This window comes from Brevundimonas sp. FV1ps31S (assembly GCF_058681265.1).
Map to the genome: position 1 here is coordinate 2,595,223 of NZ_CM178735.1, position 17,656 is coordinate 2,612,878.

At 66.1% G+C, this 17,656-nt stretch carries 10 protein-coding genes; 8 read left to right on the forward strand and 2 right to left on the reverse strand.

The annotated features are described in order from the left end of the window. Positions 1-5: 5 nt before the first annotated feature. Positions 6-533 (reverse strand): gamma carbonic anhydrase family protein, encoded by a 528-nt coding sequence (locus tag ACVPT3_RS12420; RefSeq protein WP_492041190.1) that lies wholly within the window; start codon positions 531-533, stop codon positions 6-8. Positions 534-844: 311 nt separating this feature from the next. On the opposite strand from ACVPT3_RS12420, the gene ACVPT3_RS12425 reads away from it, so the two are divergent. The 8 genes from ACVPT3_RS12425 to ACVPT3_RS12460 all read left to right on the forward strand — a co-directional run bounded on the left by ACVPT3_RS12425 (position 845) and on the right by ACVPT3_RS12460 (position 16,425). Next, positions 845-1,636, forward strand: coding sequence for a PhoH family protein (locus ACVPT3_RS12425; RefSeq protein WP_492043820.1), 792 nt, complete (start codon positions 845-847; stop codon positions 1,634-1,636). A 792-nt stretch (positions 1,637-2,428) separates the two neighbouring features. After that, positions 2,429-4,543 (forward strand): beta-glucosidase family protein, encoded by a 2,115-nt coding sequence (locus ACVPT3_RS12430; RefSeq protein WP_492043821.1) that lies wholly within the window; start codon positions 2,429-2,431, stop codon positions 4,541-4,543. Between the two features lie 48 nt (positions 4,544-4,591). Next, positions 4,592-7,753, forward strand: coding sequence for a TonB-dependent receptor (locus tag ACVPT3_RS12435; RefSeq protein WP_492041191.1), 3,162 nt, complete (start codon positions 4,592-4,594; stop codon positions 7,751-7,753). A 71-nt stretch (positions 7,754-7,824) separates the two neighbouring features. Continuing rightward, entirely contained in the window at positions 7,825-9,369 is a 1,545-nt protein-coding gene (locus ACVPT3_RS12440) for a tryptophan halogenase family protein (RefSeq protein ID WP_492041192.1), read from the forward strand. Positions 9,370-9,377: 8 nt separating this feature from the next. Further along, the gene (locus tag ACVPT3_RS12445) at positions 9,378-10,922 is read left to right on the forward strand and encodes a tryptophan halogenase family protein (RefSeq protein ID WP_492041193.1); all 1,545 of its coding nucleotides are present in this window, start codon (positions 9,378-9,380) and stop codon (positions 10,920-10,922) included. 66 nt (positions 10,923-10,988) lie between these two features. Next, complete coding sequence (locus tag ACVPT3_RS12450; protein ID WP_492041194.1) at positions 10,989-12,029, forward strand: LacI family DNA-binding transcriptional regulator; 1,041 nt, start codon at positions 10,989-10,991, stop codon at positions 12,027-12,029. Positions 12,030-12,185: 156 nt separating this feature from the next. Beyond that, the gene (locus ACVPT3_RS12455) at positions 12,186-14,720 is read left to right on the forward strand and encodes a TonB-dependent receptor (protein ID WP_492041195.1); all 2,535 of its coding nucleotides are present in this window, start codon (positions 12,186-12,188) and stop codon (positions 14,718-14,720) included. 10 nt (positions 14,721-14,730) lie between these two features. Beyond that, positions 14,731-16,425: an alkaline phosphatase D family protein gene (locus ACVPT3_RS12460; protein ID WP_492041196.1), complete on the forward strand. Its 1,695-nt coding sequence runs from the start codon at positions 14,731-14,733 to the stop codon at positions 16,423-16,425. Here the strand turns inward: ACVPT3_RS12460 and ACVPT3_RS12465 are convergent. Next, positions 16,409-17,653, reverse strand: coding sequence for an MFS transporter (locus ACVPT3_RS12465; RefSeq protein WP_492041197.1), 1,245 nt, complete (start codon positions 17,651-17,653; stop codon positions 16,409-16,411). The genes ACVPT3_RS12460 and ACVPT3_RS12465 overlap by 17 nt on opposite strands. Positions 17,654-17,656 lie beyond the last annotated feature (3 nt).

Below are 17,656 nucleotides of genomic sequence, written 5' to 3' on the forward strand. Positions count from 1 at the left end.
CGGAATCAGAGGGGACGCAGGTCCGCCGCGAACCGTTTCCAGTTCTGGACGTAGTGTTCGGCCGACAGCTGCAGCACGGCGATCTGGTCGGGATCGCGTTCGCGCACCACCTTGCCCGGCTGGCCCACCACCAGACTGTTGTCGGGGATGATCTTGCCCTCCGTCAGCAGGGCGTTCGCGCCGATGATGCAGTTACGGCCGATCTTGACCCCGTTCAGCACCACCGCCCCGATGCCAATCAGGCTGTAATCGCCGACCTCGCAGCCGTGCAGCATGGCCTGGTGGCCGACGGTGACGCCCCGCCCGAGGGTCAGGGGCGACCCCATGTCGGTGTGAAGGACGCTGCCGTCCTGGATGTTGCTGTCAGGACCCACAATGATCGGCTCATTGTCGCCGCGCAGCACGGCCCCGAACCAGACACTGGCGTTGGGATGCAGAATCACGTTCCCAATCACGGATGCGCTCGGCGCCACCCAGTATTCGCCCTCAGGCGGGAACTGAGGTTTGCTGTCGCCTAAGGCGTAAATTGTCATCAGAACGCCGCCTAATCTTCTAAAAACGAGGGCTTTAACAGATTTCTAACCACGATAGCATCTAACTGTTGATGCGATTCGTGGGTCGCCATTTCGGCCCCGGATCTGAAGCCGGATCAAGCCCGATCCGGTCAATTATCGGGGCTTTCGGTTGGCGCGTTGGGATCCTGGTTCGGTTGTTCGGCGGCGGGTCCATCCCGTTGCGGACGGCCCAGCTGTCGATCCGGGCGGTCGCCGCAGCGCGGGCCGCGATCCTTCCTCCCCAAGACCATCCAAGGCGGAACCCGTGCGGGTCCGCCTTTTTTCATGCCCTGGAGGCGTCCATGACCAAGCGTGCGGCAATGAAGCGTCAGTCCCGTGAAAGCGGAATCCTGGATTCGCGGGAATTCATAGAGGAGTCGAAAGTGCGTCGTCTCCACGCCCCTCACAACGAGCGGTCGGGTTGGTCGCCTTATCCCAACAATGACGACCGCGAGCAGGGCTATCTGAAGACGCTGAAACCGAAGTCGGAAGGCCAGATCGAACTGATGGCGGCCATCGACGCGCACAATCTGGTCATGGCGCTCGGCCCCGCAGGCACCGGCAAGACCTATCTCGCCGTGGCCAAGGCGGTCGAGGCGCTGGAAGCCGGCAAGGTCGGGCGTATCGTGCTGAGCCGCCCCGCAGTGGAGGCCGGCGAGTCGATCGGCTTCCTGCCCGGCGACATGGAGGACAAGCTGGCCCCCTATCTGCGCCCGCTGTACGACGCCCTGTCGGACCGGCTGTCGATGAAGCGGGTCAAGGCCCTGATGGCCGAGGGCCTGATCGAGATCGCCCCCATCGGCTACATGCGCGGCCGCACCCTGAACAACGCCTTCATCGTCGTCGACGAAGCCCAGAACTGCACCTACGTCCAGCTGAAGATGTTGCTGACGCGGTTGGGCTGGCACTCGACCATGGTGGTGACCGGAGATCCGCAGCAGTCCGATCTGCTGCCGGGCATATCCGGCCTGTCCGACATCTCGGCTCGGCTGGAAGCCATCGAGAATATCGCCGTGGTGCGGCTGGCCGAACGTGACATCGTGCGTCACCCGCTGGTGGCCTCAATGATCGGAGTGCTCTGAGCCAGAGTTCGCGCGTCGGTTTCACCGGCGACGAACGCGAAGACCATAGATGAGGCGTGGCGAGAGGCCGGCGATGGAAATCATCACCGGCTTCTTAGCCGTTGGCGACCGCCCCCCACCGAGCAATTCGCGATGCCCGGGTTTTGTGTCGAAGTCGGCGCCGGGTCGTCTGCGGCAAGCGTCCGGAACGGCTGTGGCGAGTGCAATGCTGCCCCGTGAAAACAAGTCACCTGGAGCATCCAACTGATAGCAATAGGGAAATCCTGCCATAAATCCAGCGACCGCTCCCGCGCGCTTGAAACGACATGTGAACGACCTGGTCTGATACCAACGTTCGATCATGTCCATTTCGTGTTGTGAACGCTCTCAATCCATGCTTACCTGAGTCTGCGAGGGGCCGAAGAGTCTCCGTACAGGGAGCGGAAGATCATCGGCCATAGCGGTCGGTGGAACCTGGCGTCACAGACGTCATCCGCAAACATGATCGAAAAGCCTGCTGCAGCGGGCGATGCTGACGGCTGTCCGCCGCCATCATGGATTGTGTGCGCGTCTCCCAGATTCTTGTTCTGACGGCGGCGACCGTCGCGGAGTTCGGTCTTGGGGGATGTTTTGAAGTTTCGTACGCCGTCGTTGATCAGCCGTCTCGCCCTGGCTCTGGCCATAGGCGCGGTGCCGCTTTCCGTTCTCGCGCATCCACCTGAAGGCGCGGCCGTCGCCGCACAGGCGCCCGAAGGCACGACCGTCGCCGCACAGGCGAATGTTTCTGCGCGTGCGGACGCCCTGCTGTCGCAGATGACACGCGACGAGAAGCTCCAGCTGATCCACGGCTATTTCCCGCCGATGGCGGAGCGCACGCCCGGCGCGCCCGTCGCCGACATGATCCCCTCGGCCGGCCACATCCCCGGCATCCCGCGCCTGGGCATACCGAACCTGCGCGAAAGCGACGCCAGCCTGGGCGTCGCCAACCAGGTCGAACAGCGCAAGGGCGACGTCGCCACCGCCCTGCCTTCCAGCCTGGCCACGGCCGCCACCTTCGATCCCGAAATCGCCTATGCCGGCGGAGCCATGATCGGGTCCGAAGCACGGGCCAAGACCTTCAACATCCTGCTGGCCGGCGGGGTGAACCTGACGCGCGATCCGTGGGCCGGGCGGAATTTCGAATATCTTGGCGAGGACCCGCTGCTGGCCGGGGTCATGGCCGGGGAGCATATCCGCGGCGTCCAGTCAAACAAGATCGTCTCGACGATCAAACACTTCGCCTTCAACTCGCAAGAGACCGGGCGAATGATCATGGACGCGCGCCTGGACGAGGCGTCTCTGCGCGAAAGCGACCTGCTGGCCTTCCAGATCGCCATCGAGCGGGGAAATCCCGGCTCGGTCATGTGCGCCTACAACAAGATCAACGGCGACTGGGCCTGCGAGAACGACTTCCTGCTGAACCAGGTGCTGAAGCGCGACTGGGGTTATGACGGCTGGGTCATGTCGGACTGGGGCGCGGTCCACTCGACCGAGAAGGCGGCGCTGGCGGGGTTGGACCAGGCCTCGGGTCAGGAGCTGGACCGGGCGCTGTATTTCGACGCCCCGTTCCGGGAAGCGCTGGACGCCGGACGGATCCCCGAGGCGCGGCTGGACGACATGGTGCGCCGACTGCTGGTCGGCCTGATCGAGACCGGGGTGCTGGATGCGCCGGTGGTCACGACCGAACAGCCGATCGATTACGCGAAGAACGCCGAGGTGGCCCAGCGCGCGGCCGAGGCGGGGATCGTCCTGTTGAAGAACGAGGGCGGGGTCCTGCCGCTGGCCAAGACGGCGGAGCGGATCGTGCTGATCGGCGGCCATGCCGGCGTCGGCGTGCTGTCGGGCGGAGGCTCGTCCCAGGTGCGGTCGGTGGGTGGCGCCCCGGTGGAGATCCCGCTGACCTCGGGCGCGGCGGCCTCGTTCGCGCGGATCACCTGGCATGCGTCGTCGCCGCTGAACGCCATTCGCGCCGTCGCGCCGGACGCGACCGTAACCTATGTGGACGGCAGGGATCCTGCGGCGGCGGCCGCTGCGGCGCGGGCCGCCGACATCGCCGTCGTCTTCGCCACCCAGTGGACGACCGAAGCCCAGGACGTCGAAACCCTGTCGCTGCCCGATGATCAGGACGGCCTGATCGAGGCCGTGGCCGGGGCCAACGCCCGGACGGTGGTGGTGCTGGAGACCGGCGGGCCGGTGCTGATGCCCTGGCTGGAGAAGACCCCGGCGGTGATCCAGGCTTGGTATCCCGGCCAGCGCGGCGGAGAGGCCATCGCCCGCATCCTGTTCGGCGAGGTCAATCCGTCGGGTCGGCTGCCGATCACCTTCCCCGCCTCGGCCGACCAGGCGCCGCGTCCGACCGTGCCGGGCCTGGAGGCGCTGAAGGCCGTGGACGCCGCCGCCGCTTCCAATCCGGGCGCGCCGCAGGGGGCCGAACTGAAGCCCTTCGCCGTCGATTATCCGGAAGGGTCGGACGTCGGTTATCGCTGGTACGCCCGCGAGGGTCGCAAGCCCCTGTTCCCGTTCGGACACGGGCTCAGCTACACAAGCTTCGCCTATTCCAACCTTGCGGTGTCGAGCGCTGACGGCGTCAGCGTCAGCGTGGATGTGACCAACACCGGCGACCGGGCAGGCGCCGAGGTTCCGCAGCTGTATGTCGCCGCGGGCGATCGGCCCCGCCGTCTGGCCGCCTTTGCGCGCGTGACCCTGGCGCCGGGCGAGACGCGCCGCGTCACGCTGGCGGCCGAGCCGCGCATCCTGGCCGAATACGACACGGCCCTGCCCGGCTGGCGCATCGCGCCGGGCGACTACCGCATCACCGTCGCCCGCGACGCCGCCGAGGCGGGGTTGAGCGCGACGGCCACGCTTTCAGGGTCGACCATCAAGCCTTGAACCAATGCCGCACAACAAAACGCGGCGCCAATGAGGAGGGAGATAGAGATGAGAATCCACAAGAGGCCCATGCTGGCGGCCTTGATGGCGAGTTCGGCGCTTGTCGCGCCGGCCTATGCCCAGACCACAGAACAGGCGCCGATCCCGGCGCCCCAGGACCCGGCGGAGATCGGCGAAATCGTCGTCACCGGCATCCGAGCGTCGCAGGCCCAGGCCATCAACATCAAGCGCAACGAATCCGCTCTGGTCGACGCCATCTCGGCGGAAGACATCGGCAAACTGCCCGACGTCACCGTCGCCGACGCCCTGCAACGTATTCCGGGCATCCAGGTGCAGCGGTCCGCCGGCGAAGGCTCGACCGTCAACATCCGCGGCCTGCCGCAGGTGATCACCCTGCTAAACGGCGAACAATATCTGTCGCCCGGCAACCTGGGGACGGCCCAGCCGAACCTGAACGACGTGCCATCGCAGCTGATGAACTCGATCGTCGTGTTCAAGTCGCAGGACGTGTCCAATGCACTGTCCGGCATCTCGGGCACCATCGATCTGCGCACCCGCCGTCCGATGGACTTCAGCTACGGTCCGACCGTCGCCGGCGCAGCCGAATATCAGACCGGCGAGCGCACGGCGGAGGACGACTATCTGGTCAACGGCCTGCTGAACTGGCGCGGCGATCGGATGGGTGTGATGATCTCGGGGGTCATGAGCTCCTCGAACCTGGGCAACAACTATTCGGGCATCAGCCAGAGCGTGCTGGGCAACAATGACTGGAGCGGTCCCGACTCGACCGATCCCAACTGGATTTCGCCGCACGGCTACGACAGTTTCAGCCGGGTCGTTGAGCGCGAACGCTACAGCCTGAACGGGGCCTTCCAGTTCGACATTGAGGACGGTATCCGCCTGACGGCCGAGGTCTTCTACACCCACCAGCAGGAATACAATCGCGCCGCCGGTCTGAACATCTCGAACCGCTGGAGCGGACTGGGCTGGACGACACCGACAGACTTCGTCGAGACCGGGGTGAACGGCGGGCCCAATGGGTTGCCTTGGCTGAATGTCAGCGAATACGACCTCGACGTCTGGTGGATGAACTCGTTCACCGTGAACCGGGCGACCGAGAACGAGTCCAAGAATTTCAATCTGGAACTGGATTACGACAAGGGCGGTCCCTTCACCTTCAGCGCAAGGGCTATCAAGGCCGAAGCGAATTCCGAGAGCATGAACGGCCAAGTGCAAGGCGATCTTTCCAACTGGGAATACGGTCCGGATCGTACCTTCACCCTGTTCCGCCAAGGCGCAGACCGCACGCGCGGCACCTTCTATCCAGCCTCTATCGCGGCGCTTTATCCCGCCTCGCGATACACCAACGGCGTCGTCGGCAGCCAGGGCGGTCGCTATATCTCGCCCAACCCGTTCGGCTATGGCGCAGACCCGCAGCTGCACATCAACCAGACGGGCTCCAGTCTGGCGTGGAGCGGTTTCGACACACCGCTGCCGGGCGGTCTGGGGACCGTGCCGCTGACCGACTATATGTCCAATCTCGATTCCTACACGGTCGGCGCCTATTCGTCGGAAGGCAACCAGCGCAACAACTCCGACCTCACCGTGGTGCGCTTCGACGGCGGGTATGAGTTCCAGGACACGCCGCTGTTCGGCTTCGTCAACAAGATCGACGTCGGGGTCCGGCACAGCGCTCGCGAAGTCGAGATCCGCAACTTCCACCTGTTCTCCGACTTCTACGCCGGACAAGGCGCGGGCAACCAGGCGGGCTGTGCGGCTCAGTGGAAGGCCATCGACGTCGTGATGGACAACACTCAGTGCCAGTCGGGCGAATTCGTCACCAACCCCGGCTTCAACGCGTCGCTTCCGGTCGATGCGACGCCCAACAGTTGCACCGCTGGGACTGTCGCCAACACCCCGACCTGTTTCCAAGGCTATACGGTCAACCGTCCGACCCTGCTGCGCGAGAACAACAACACCTACTTCATGTCCGACTATGGCTCGATCACCTCGGGTCTGCCGGGCGTGTGGGTGGCCGATCCGCGCGACTTCGACGACGTGCGCGCCTTCCAGGAGCGCGTGTTCGGCAACGCCTACGAGGTCATCATTCCGGGCAACACCTATGACGTCGATCTGTACGAGGACAGCGCCTACACCAACTTCGCCCTGGGCTTCGGCAATCTGACCGGGGACCTGGGCGTGCGGATGGTGCGCACGGAACTGCGCGCTCGCCAAAACCTGACGGGCGAGACGCGCGCCTATGGCGACACCAACAACGACGTCGGCGACACCATCTCCAGCCGAAGCTATACGGACTGGCTGCCGACGGCGAACTTCCAGTACGATTTCACCGATAAGCTGAAACTTCGTGCGTCCTACGCCAAGACGATGATCCCCCTGGATCTCGGCAACTACGGCGGCGGCGTGACGATCTCGACGGTGGATTCCCTGGGCCCGACGCCGGACGATCCCAGCGCCCCACCGTTGGGCATCCGGCGCGTCACCGGCGCCACCATCGGCGGCACGGTCGAGCTCGATCCCTGGCGCTCGACGAACTATGATCTGGCGCTGGAGTACTATTTCGGCCCGGCGACCATGTTCAACGCGGGCATTTTCCGCCTGAACATCGAAAGCTTCGTCAAGCGCGAAACCGTGCCCATGAGCGGCTCCTATCCCGACGGCGACGGCATCATCCGTCGCATGGTCGACGTCAATCGCCCGGTCCAGGGCGAGGGCGGCGAACTGCAGGGCGTCGAACTGGGCGCCAAGATCGGCCTGTCTGACTTCATCGACACGCCGATCTGGAGCGATTTCGGCTTCGACGGCAGCTATACCTATTCGGACAGTTCACAGAACGCGCAGAACCTGTCGGGCGAGGATCTGCCCTTCCCCGACAACTCCGAGCATTCGATGAACGCCGCCGTCTGGTACCAGGGCGACCGTTTGCAAGTTCGCGTGGCGTGGAACTATCGCACGCCGCGACTGGCCAACACCTTCGGCGCCATCCCGATCTACCAGGATACGTCGCAGTACGTGGACGCCAACATCACCTATGACGTCAATGACATGGTGACCGTCTACGCCAATGGCTCGAACGTCTTCGGTGAAATCGAGGAATACTACTTCGAGTTCGAACCCGGCCAGAAGCAGTTCCACAGCCGTAACCAGTTCGAGCCACGCTACATGCTCGGCGTGCGCGCTCGCTTCTGATCTCTTCCTGAGCAGACTGGCCGGCGACATTCGTGTCGCCGGCCTCTTTTTTCGCGTATTGGTACCGAGCCATGGATGAGATCGACGATCCTCGCATCCGCTCCGTCGTCATCGTCGGCGGCGGCACCGCCGGCTGGATGACGGCTGCGGCCCTGGTCCAGCATTTCCGCACCACCCCGCTGAAGATCACCGTGGTCGAGTCCTCGGACATCGGCACGATCGGCGTGGGCGAGGCGACCATTCCCACCATCCGTCGGTTCTATGGGCAGCTGGGGCTGCGCGACGACGACGTGATGCGCGCCACCCAGGCGACGTGCAAACTGGGCATCCGCTTTATCGACTGGTCCGGCCCCGGCTCGGACTTCATCCATCCCTTCGGCCTGTACGGTCAGGACGTAAAGGGAATCGGCTTTCATCATTACTGGCTGAAACAGCGCCGCGCAGGCGAGACCGCGCCGCTGGCGGCCTATTCGTTGGGGGCGTCGCTGGCCGCCGGCGGCAAGTTCACCCTGCCCTCGCCCAATCCGCCGTCGCAGTTGTCGGTGTTCGACTGGGCGCTTCATCTGGACGCCAGCCTTTTCGCCCAGCATCTGCGCGCCTATGCGGAGGCCGGGGGCTGCGCCCGGATCGACGCCCGCATCCGTTCGGTCGAACTGCGGCCCGAGGACGGTTTCGTGCGCGCCCTGACCCTGGACGACGGGCGTGAGGTCGAGGGCGATCTGTTCGTCGACTGTTCGGGCTTCAAGGGGATGGTGATCGGCGAGGCGCTGGGCGTCGGGTTCGAGGACTGGGGCCGCTGGCTGCCGTGCGACGCCGCCTATGCGGTGCAGAGCGAGAACCGGCCCGGCGACGCGCCGGCGCCCTTCACCCGCGTCACCGCCCGGTCGGCGGGCTGGCAGTGGGGGATCCCGCTGCGCCACCGGGCCGGCAACGGCCTGGTTTTTTCCAGCGCGCACCTCAGCGACGATCAGGCCCTGGCCGAGCTTATGCCCCATCTGCTGGGCGATCCACTGACGGAGCCGCGGCGGATTCCGTTCCGCCCCGGTCGGCGCGCCCAGGCTTGGGCCAAGAACTGCGTCGCCATCGGCCTGTCGTCCGGATTTCTGGAGCCGCTGGAAAGCACCAGCATCGCCCTGATCGAGACCGGGATCGAACGGCTGAAGGCCCTGTTCCCCGACCGCCGCTTCGCCCAGCCGATCCTGGACGAATTCAATGATCAGACGGCGCGGGAGATGGAGCGGGTCCGCGACTTCATCATCCTGCACTACAAGCTGAACCGGCGAACCGACACCGACTTCTGGCGCGACTGCCGCGCGATGGCGATCCCCGAGACGCTGGAGCGCAAAATCGCCCTGTGGACCGCGCGGGGCCAGTTCGTCCGCTATCGGTGGGAGATGTTCCACCCGGCCAGCTGGCTGGCCATCTATGACGGCTTCGGCCTGTACCCCGACCATCATGATCCCGCCGTGGACGCCATGGACCCGGCCTATCTGAGCCGCAGCCTGGCCGAGATGCGGGCCAATATCGCCGATCTGGTCGCCCGCACCCGCGACCACGCCCATTTCCTGGCGGGGCTCGATCCCGCCGCCTCCGCCGCCCCCGCCTCAGCCGCATGAGACCCGACATGGACCAGCCCCGCCGCCCCCTGAAGAAGATCTGCATCGTCGGCGGGGGCACCGCTGGCTGGGTCGCCGCCGCCCTGATGGCCGAACATTTCAAGGGGCGGATGGCCGAGATCGAACTGGTCGAGTCCGACGACATCGGCACCATCGGCGTCGGCGAATCCACCGTCCCGCCCTTCCTGGAGATGCTGAAGCGGCTGGGCATCGACGAGCGCGACTTCATCCAGAAGACCCAGGCCAGTTTCAAGCTGGGCATCCAGTTCAAGGACTGGACGCAGAAGGGCGAAAGCTATTTCCACCCCTTCGGCGCCATCGGGGTTCCGGTGGATATCAGCGACTTCTATCCGGTCTGGCTGAAGGCGCGGATGAACGGTTATGACCGGCCGCTGATGGACTTCGCCGCCGCCGCGCGGATGGCGGCGCAGGGCCGGTTCATGCTGCCGTTCAAGGCCCAGCGCACCCCGGTGGGGGGAGCCTCCTACGCCGTCCATGTCGATGCGAAACGGGTGGCGCGCTATCTGCGCGACTTCGCCGAGGCACGAGGCGTCAAACGCACCGAGGGGATCGTCGAGGATGTGATGACGCGGCCGGACGGCTTCGTCAGCGGGCTGAAACTGAAATCGGGCCAGACGGTCGAGGCGGACTTCTTCATCGACTGCACCGGCTTCCGGTCCCTGCTGATCGGCAAGACCCTGGGGGTCGGCTATACGGACTGGTCCGAATGGCTGATGTGCGATCGGGCCATCGCCGTCCAGACCGAGAATGTCGGACCACCCACACCCTATACCCTGGCTCAGGCCCAAGACTGCGGCTGGCGCTGGCGCATCCCGTTGCAGCACCGCACCGGCAACGGCCATGTCTTCTGCAGCCGCTACATGTCGGACGACGAGGCGACGGCGCGCCTGTTGGAGCAGGTCGAAGGCCGGCCGGTGGTCAATCCGATGGTGGTGCCGTTCAAGACCGGGGTGCGCGAGAAGATCTGGGACAAGAACGTCCTGTCGCTGGGCCTGGCGAGCGGGTTCATCGAGCCGCTGGAATCGACGGCCATCCACCTGATCTATCGCGGCATGGACTTCCTGTTCCGGCTGATGCCGGACCTGGACTGCGATCCAAACCTGGCGGCCGAGTACAATCGGCGGATGACGGTGGACTACGAGGAGATCCGCGACTTCATCATCCTGCACTACGCCCTGACGCGACGGGACGACACGGCCTTCTGGCGGCAATGCCGGGACATGGTCCTGCCCGAGGGCCTGCAGCACAAGCTGGAGGTCTTCCTCGCCAACGGCAGCCTGGTCGAGGCGCTGGATCCGCTGTTCCGCAATGTCAGCTGGTATGCGGTGATGGACGGCATGGGGGTGAAGCCGCGGTCCTATCCGCCGCTGGTTGACCGGATCGACTTCGCCGGCCTGACCGACGAGATGGACCGCGCCGCCAATATTCTGAACGCCTTCGTCGCCGACCTGCCGACGCACCAGGCCTTCATCGACACCCATTGTCCGGCCCCATCGGTCGATCTGCCCACGCCGTTGGCCGTGCCGGCCTGACATCGGCGCGCTTGCCTTGGCGCGGCCAAGCCTGACACAATAGCCTAGGGGATAAGGGATCAGAGTTTGCGTCGCGCCGTCACCATCAAACACGTCGCCGCCGAGGCGGGCGTTTCGCTGCAGACCGTGTCGCGGGTCATCAACAACGAGCCGAATGTTCGCCCGGTCGTGCAGGAGCGGGTTCGCGCCGCCGTGGCCAAGCTGGGCTACGTCCCCAGTCTGGCGGCGCGGCGGATGGGCGGCTCGCGTTCCTATCTGCTGATGGCGCTGAACGACCGGGACCGGACCATCGAGGGCTGGAAGTCCGGCGAAGGCACCGACTGGGTCGACCAGATGCTGATGGGCGGCATGCTGAAGTGCGAAGCCCACGGCTATCGGATGATCTTCGAGCTGGTCGACACCCACTCAGACCATGTCGACGCCGCCGTGCGCGGGGCCATAGCCGCCCTGCACCCCGACGGCGTCATCCTGACCCCGCCGCACAGCGAGAACCCGGCCATCACCGGCCTGTTGAGCCGGCTGGGTCTGCCCTTCGCCCGCATCGCCTCTATCGCTGAGGGAGACGGGTTCGCCGTGTCGATGGACGACGCCAAGGCCTCCGCCTTCGCCGTCGATCACCTGCTGGGTCTGGGCCACGTCCGTGTCGGCTTCATCACTGGCAGCGAGGAATACGCCGTCAGCGGCGCGCGGCTGGACGGCTATCGGCAGGCCATGACCGCCTCGGCGTATGGGTTGGATGAGTCGCTGATCGCGCGCGGCGACTTCTCGTACGAGTCCGGCGTCGCCGCCATGGAGACCCTGTTGGCCCTGCCCTCGCCGCCGACAGCCGTCTTGGCCAGCAACGACCGCATGGCCCACGCGGCTCTGCGCACGGCCAAACGGCACGGCCTTTCGGTCCCTGGCGACCTGTCGGTGATCAGCTTCGACAACACGCCCCTGGCCCGGTTCGCCGACATGACGGCCGTCATTCAGCCGATCGCCGAAATGAGCGCCGTCGCCGCCGAACTGCTGATCCGCTCCACGGCCGGCGACGCCGACCTGCCCCGGCAGAGCATGGTCGACTTCGGCTTCGCCCCGAGAGGTTCGACGGCCGCACCGAAAGCCTGACCCCCGTCCGCTTTCGTTATGGCGGTTAATGAAACGTACACGGCTGGAATGTCTTTCATCCGCCGCCTCAACGTCATCCATCAGCATTCCCAGCGTCGCCTCAGCGACATGGCCGCCGGTTACTGACGCCGTTCAGGCCAAGCTTGGGGAAAAACGATGGCGAATGAATTCAAGACGCGGCTTATGGCTGCGGCCGCGCTGACCGGCGTGATGGCGGCGGCGCACGGGGCCCAGGCCCAGACCGCGGAACCGGCGACGCTGGACGAGATCATCGTCACGGCCCAGCTTCGCGAACAGAAGACCATCGAGGTTCCGTTCGCCCTGACCGCCTATTCCGGCCAGTTCCTCGAGGACCTGGGGATTCAGGAATTCGAACAGCTTTCGGCCTTCGTGCCCGGCTTCCTGGTTCAGAACCAGTCGCCCAACAACCCCGGTTTCGTGATGCGCGGCATCACCTCCGACTCCGGCGCCGCCACCGCCGAGCCCCGCGTGTCGGTGTTCCAGGACGGCGTGTCGATCTCCAAGTCGCGCGGCTCCTATGTCGAACTGTTTGACCTGGAACGCGTCGAAATCGCCAAGGGCCCGCAGTCGACCCTGTACGGCCGCGGCGCCCTGATCGGCGCCGTCAATCTGGTCCAGAACCGCGCCCAGCCCGGCGAAACCGAGGCCTATGCCAATATCGAGGCCGGCAACGAAGACTATCGGATGGTCGAGGGCGCGCTGAACCTGCCGGTCGGCGAGACGGCCGGCCTGCGTCTGGCCACGCGCCTGAAGACGCGCGGCGGTTCGGTCGAGAACCTGCTGGGCGGCGAGGACTACAACGCCATCGAGACCAAGGCCGTGCGCCTGTCGGGCGCCTGGGAACCGTCGGACGCCATGCGGTTCGATGTGATCGGCAACTACCAGAACGACCACGCCTCGGGCACCTCGTTCAAGTCGATCGCCTATGGGCCGGCCGATCCGAACACCGGCGCGATCCTGGGCGGCAAGGAGCCCTGGGAGGGCGCAGCCCTGACGCCGGGCGCCGATTTCGACGGCGGCAAGTCGCTGGGCCTGAGCCGCGAAGTCTGGGGCGTGACCGGCCTGGCCCGGATCGACCTGACCGCGGCCTGGAGCCTGAACTCGACCACCGCCTATCGCGAGTTCGACAACTACGAGACCTTCGACGCCGACGGCGTGTCCCTGCCGATCCTGACGGCGGCGGAAGACACCCATGGCGAACAATGGAGCCAGGATCTGCGTCTGGGCTTCGACAACGGCGGTCGTCTGAGCGGCTTCGTCGGCGCCGGCTGGTTCCACGAGGAAGGCCATCAACGCACCCCCGCACAGTTCGATGAGCGCCTGGCCCTGGCGCAGCTGGCCGGGCTTCTGGACGGCTCCCCCCTCGGAGTCGGCGACAACACCCTGCCGCTGGCGGCCTATCCCACCGTGGCAAGGGGCGCGCTGGCCGCGCTGTTGGGCGGACTGTTACCGCCTGCTGCTCAGCCGCTGGCGCCGACCCTGGCGGCCGGCGTCGCCTCGAACCTGCAGTCGGCCTATATCGAAACGCCGATCAACAGCTCCGAGCTGGATTCCTACGACGTCTTCGCCGACGCTACCTACGCCTTCACCGACCGCTTCGAAGTGTCGGCAGGCGTCCGCTACACCCGTGACGACAAGACAACCGGCTACGCGGCCAGCATCGACTCGGGCCGTTCGGCGCTGGGCACGCTTCTGGCGATCCAGGCCGGCGCGGTGCCGAGTTCCTTCATCATCAGTTCGACGGGCGTCCCCGGCTTCCTGGTTCAGCCGAACTATGCGACCCGCCCCGGCCTGCCGCTTTTCGGCCTGACGTCGCAGCCGACCGCCAACAACGGCGACTTCTCCTACTATGACTCGGAAGACGACGGCGTGACCTGGCGTGTCACAGCCCGCTATGAACTGACTGACGACACCAATGTCTACGCCAACTATGCGCGCGGCCGTCGTCCGGAAGTGATCAGCGCCTCGGGTCCGTCCGCCCCCGGCGGCGCGCCGACCTTCAGCCCGGTCGACGCCGAAACCGTGGACAGCTACGAGATTGGCGCCAAGTCGGCCCTGCTGGACGGGCGCCTGCGCGTCGACGGCGCGGTCTTCCTGTACAACTATGAAAACTTCCAGACGACGATCCAGGAAGGCACGCAGTTCATCACCACCAACGCCGGCGAGGCCAAGTCCTACGGCTTTGAAGGCCAGGCGAACTTCACCGTGGCGTCGATGCTCGACCTGTTCGCCACCTATGCCTACAACCACTCGCGCTTCGAAAACGGCATCTACGACGGCAATCAGTTCCGCCTGTCGCCGGACAACGCCGCCTCGATCGGCGCGACCTGGCGCCTTCCGGTCGCCGGCGGAGAGATCGAGGTCCAGCCGACCTATACCTGGCAGTCCAAGGTCTTCTTCGACGACGACAACGACATCCCGGCCCTTCAGACGACCAACTTCGTCGCCGACCTGGTCCAGGACGAATACCAGGACGCCTATGGCCTGCTGAACCTGCGCGTCCGCTACACGCCGGCGATGGGCGGCTGGGGCGTCGAAGCCTTCGGCGAGAACGTCCTGGACGAGGAATACATCAAGGACGCCGGCAACACCGGCGACGCCCTGGGCATGCCGACCTTCATCGCCGGTCGCCCGGCGTCGTACGGCCTGGTGTTCAAGCTGAAACTCTGAGGATCGAACAATGAATCTGGATCGCCGCAGCCTTCTGGGGCTGCTCGGCGCGGGGGCGGCGACGCCCGCCGTCGCCCAGTCCGCCCATACCGGTCAGGTCGCCTTCCTTCACGGGGTGGCCAGCGGCGATCCGGATCAGCATTCTGCCGTCTTCTGGACGCGCATCACCCCGGCCGATCCGTCGGCCGGGGATGTCGCCGTCACGCTGGAGGTGGCGAACGACGCCGCCTTCGCCGACGTGGTTCGCCGCTCTTCCGGCCTGCGCGCCCGGGCGGAGCGCGACTTCACCGTCAAACACGATCTGGACGGCCAGGGCCTGGAGCCGGGTCGGGAGTATTTCTACCGCTTCGTGGCCAACGGCGTGACCTCGCCGGTCGGCCGGGTGCGCACCTTGGCCGCGGGCGCGACGCCCCAGGTCAATCTGGCCGTAGTCTCGTGCCAGCTTTATCCCGGCGGTCTGTTCAACGCCTATGAGGCGATCTCGCAGCTGGAGCAGTTGGACGCCATCGTCCACCTGGGCGACTACATCTACGAATACGGTGCCGCAGCCGACGACTATGGCATGACCACCGGCGCCGCCTTGAACCGAGCGCCCCTGCCCCCGCACGAGATCGTCAGTCTGGCCGACTATCGGACGCGCCACGCCCAGTACAAGACCGACCCCGACCTGCAGGCCGCCCACGCCCGCGCCGCCTTCATCTGCGTCTGGGACGACCACGAGGTGGCCAACGACGCCTGGATGCTGGGCGCCGAGAACCATCAGCCGGCGACCGAAGGCGACTTCGCCACGCGCAAGGCGGCGGCCCTGCGCGCCTATTACGAATGGATGCCGATCCGCGAGGCCAAGGCCGGCGGCATGAAGGAGGCGATCAACCGCAGCTTCCACTTCGGCGACCTGGCCAGCCTGCACATGGTCGAGACGCGGCTGCTGGCCCGCAACGAGCAGATGGACTTCGCCAACATCCCCAAGAGCGCCGACGGCCGTCCCGATCTCGCCGCCTTCGAGGCCCAGCGCCAGGAGCCGTCGCGCGACCTGCTGGGCGAGGACCAACGCCGCTGGCTGGGCGAGGCCATGGGCCAGTCCAAGGCCGCCGGTCGTCCGTGGCAGATCCTGGGCAACCAGGTCGTCATGGCCCGGGTCAAGGGACCGAATATCGAAGAAATGGTGCCGCCGGCCCAGCTGGCGCAGATGATCGCCGGCCTGCCCGCCGAGTACCAGCCCCAGGTGCAGGGCGCGATCCAGCTGTTCAAGCTGGGCCTGCCGTTCAACCTGGACAGCTGGGACGGCTACCCCGCCGGACGCGAGCGCCTGTACGAGACGATGAAACAGGCCGGGGTCGAGCCCATTGTCTTGGCCGGCGACAGCCACGCCTTCTGGGTCAACGAACTGTACGACAACGGCGGCCAGCGTCGGGCGGTCGAATTCGGAACATCGTCCATCTCCAGCCCCTCGCCGGGGGACTTGGTGGCCGGTTTGCCGCTGGGCCTGGCGCTTCAGGCCGCCAATCCCGAGGTCAAATTCTGCGACCAGTCGGCCAAGGGCTACATCCTGCTGACCCTGGACCGGGATCAGGCGGTCGGCGAACTGCGCGTCGTCTCGACCATCCTGGCCAAGCCGTATGAGAACAAGACGTTGAAAACCTATCGGCTGGCGCGGACCGAGACCGGTCTGGGTCCGCTGGAAGACGTCACCGCACCCGCCTGATCGAGGCCACCGCCAGGGTCGCCCCGCCGAAACAGGCGGTGGCGGCCAGGAACAGGCTGCGGAAGTCCAGGCCCAGGGTCTCCAGCAGGACCAGGGCGATCAGCGGCGCAATCGCCTGGGGCAGGGTCACGGCCAGATTGATCAGGCCCAGGTCCTTGCCTCGGTCCTCGACCGACGGCAGGACATCGGTCATCAGGGCTATGTCGATGGCGCCATAGCAGCCCTGGCCCACCCCATAGAGGGCGAAAGCGACGACCACGGTCGTCCAGTCCTGAGTGGTCGCCATGACCGCCGCCGCGATGGCCAACAGCACCCCTCCGGTGATGGCGAGCGGCTTGCGTCGCGTAATCCCCGAGCCGCCCATGGCGACGATGGTGCTGACCCCGACCACCCCAACCACGGCGATGGCGGTCAGCAGCGAATGGCCGGCCTCGGCCGAGCGTCCGGGGAACAGGCGCGGGAAGCCGATGGCGTCGGCGATGTAGAAGAGCAGATAGAAGGCCACCAGCGAATAGCCGGTGACGACGAAGAACCGATACGACCAGGCCAAGGTGAAGTCGCGAACAGCGAAGGGCGCCAGCAGACTGGAGAGCGAAAAACCCGACAGGGGCGCCCGCACCCGGTCGGCGGGGACGGGATCCTCCCGCGACAGCAAGGCGAACGGGACGGTCGCGACCAGAACGACGGCGGCCAGGGTCGCGAACCGCGCCACCTCGCCCTGCGGCCCCCAAGCCATGACGACCGAGCCGATCATGGCGGCCAGCGGATAGCCCATGCCCATGACGGCCGACATGGCGCTGCGCCGGTTCTCGGGCACCCGGTCCGCGAACAGGGCGATCAGTGGGGCCAGCAGAATATTGAAGGTCAGCTGGAAACAGACCAGACCCAGCACCAGGCCCAGAGGGGTCGAGGACTGCTGGATGGCGGCGTAGCTGCCCATCGTCAGCACCGCGCCGACCACGATCCAGGGTCGCCGCCGGCCGTGCCGCGACCGAGTCCGGTCACTGAGGGCGCCGCCGATGATATTGCCGATCCCGGCCGCCATACAGCCCCAGAACAGGGCCTGGCTGAGCAGAGGCCCCTTGGCCTGGCCGTCGATCAACTCGGCATGGAGGGGCGCGAGCACCTGAAGCAGGGGCGCGACACCGATGAAGGCGCCGATATAGGCGACGGCGTAACCGATCAGGAAGGCCGACCCGACCGGCCGGGGAGACACGCCGGCGGTCATGCT

Bases quoted from the DNA above. Each gene is read 5' to 3' on its own strand.
- ACVPT3_RS12445 (WP_492041193.1), top strand. From the start codon at position 9,378: ATGGACCAGCCCCGCCGCCCCCTGAAGAAGATCTGCATCGTCGGCGGG.
- ACVPT3_RS12420 (WP_492041190.1), bottom strand. From the start codon at position 533: ATGACAATTTACGCCTTAGGCGACAGCAAACCTCAGTTCCCGCCTGAG.
- ACVPT3_RS12440 (WP_492041192.1), top strand. From the start codon at position 7,825: ATGGATGAGATCGACGATCCTCGCATCCGCTCCGTCGTCATCGTCGGC.
- ACVPT3_RS12430 (WP_492043821.1), top strand. From the start codon at position 2,429: ATGACACGCGACGAGAAGCTCCAGCTGATCCACGGCTATTTCCCGCCG.
- ACVPT3_RS12465 (WP_492041197.1), bottom strand. From the start codon at position 17,653: ATGACCGCCGGCGTGTCTCCCCGGCCGGTCGGGTCGGCCTTCCTGATC.
- ACVPT3_RS12455 (WP_492041195.1), top strand. From the start codon at position 12,186: ATGGCGAATGAATTCAAGACGCGGCTTATGGCTGCGGCCGCGCTGACC.
- ACVPT3_RS12435 (WP_492041191.1), top strand. From the start codon at position 4,592: ATGAGAATCCACAAGAGGCCCATGCTGGCGGCCTTGATGGCGAGTTCG.
- ACVPT3_RS12460 (WP_492041196.1), top strand. From the start codon at position 14,731: ATGAATCTGGATCGCCGCAGCCTTCTGGGGCTGCTCGGCGCGGGGGCG.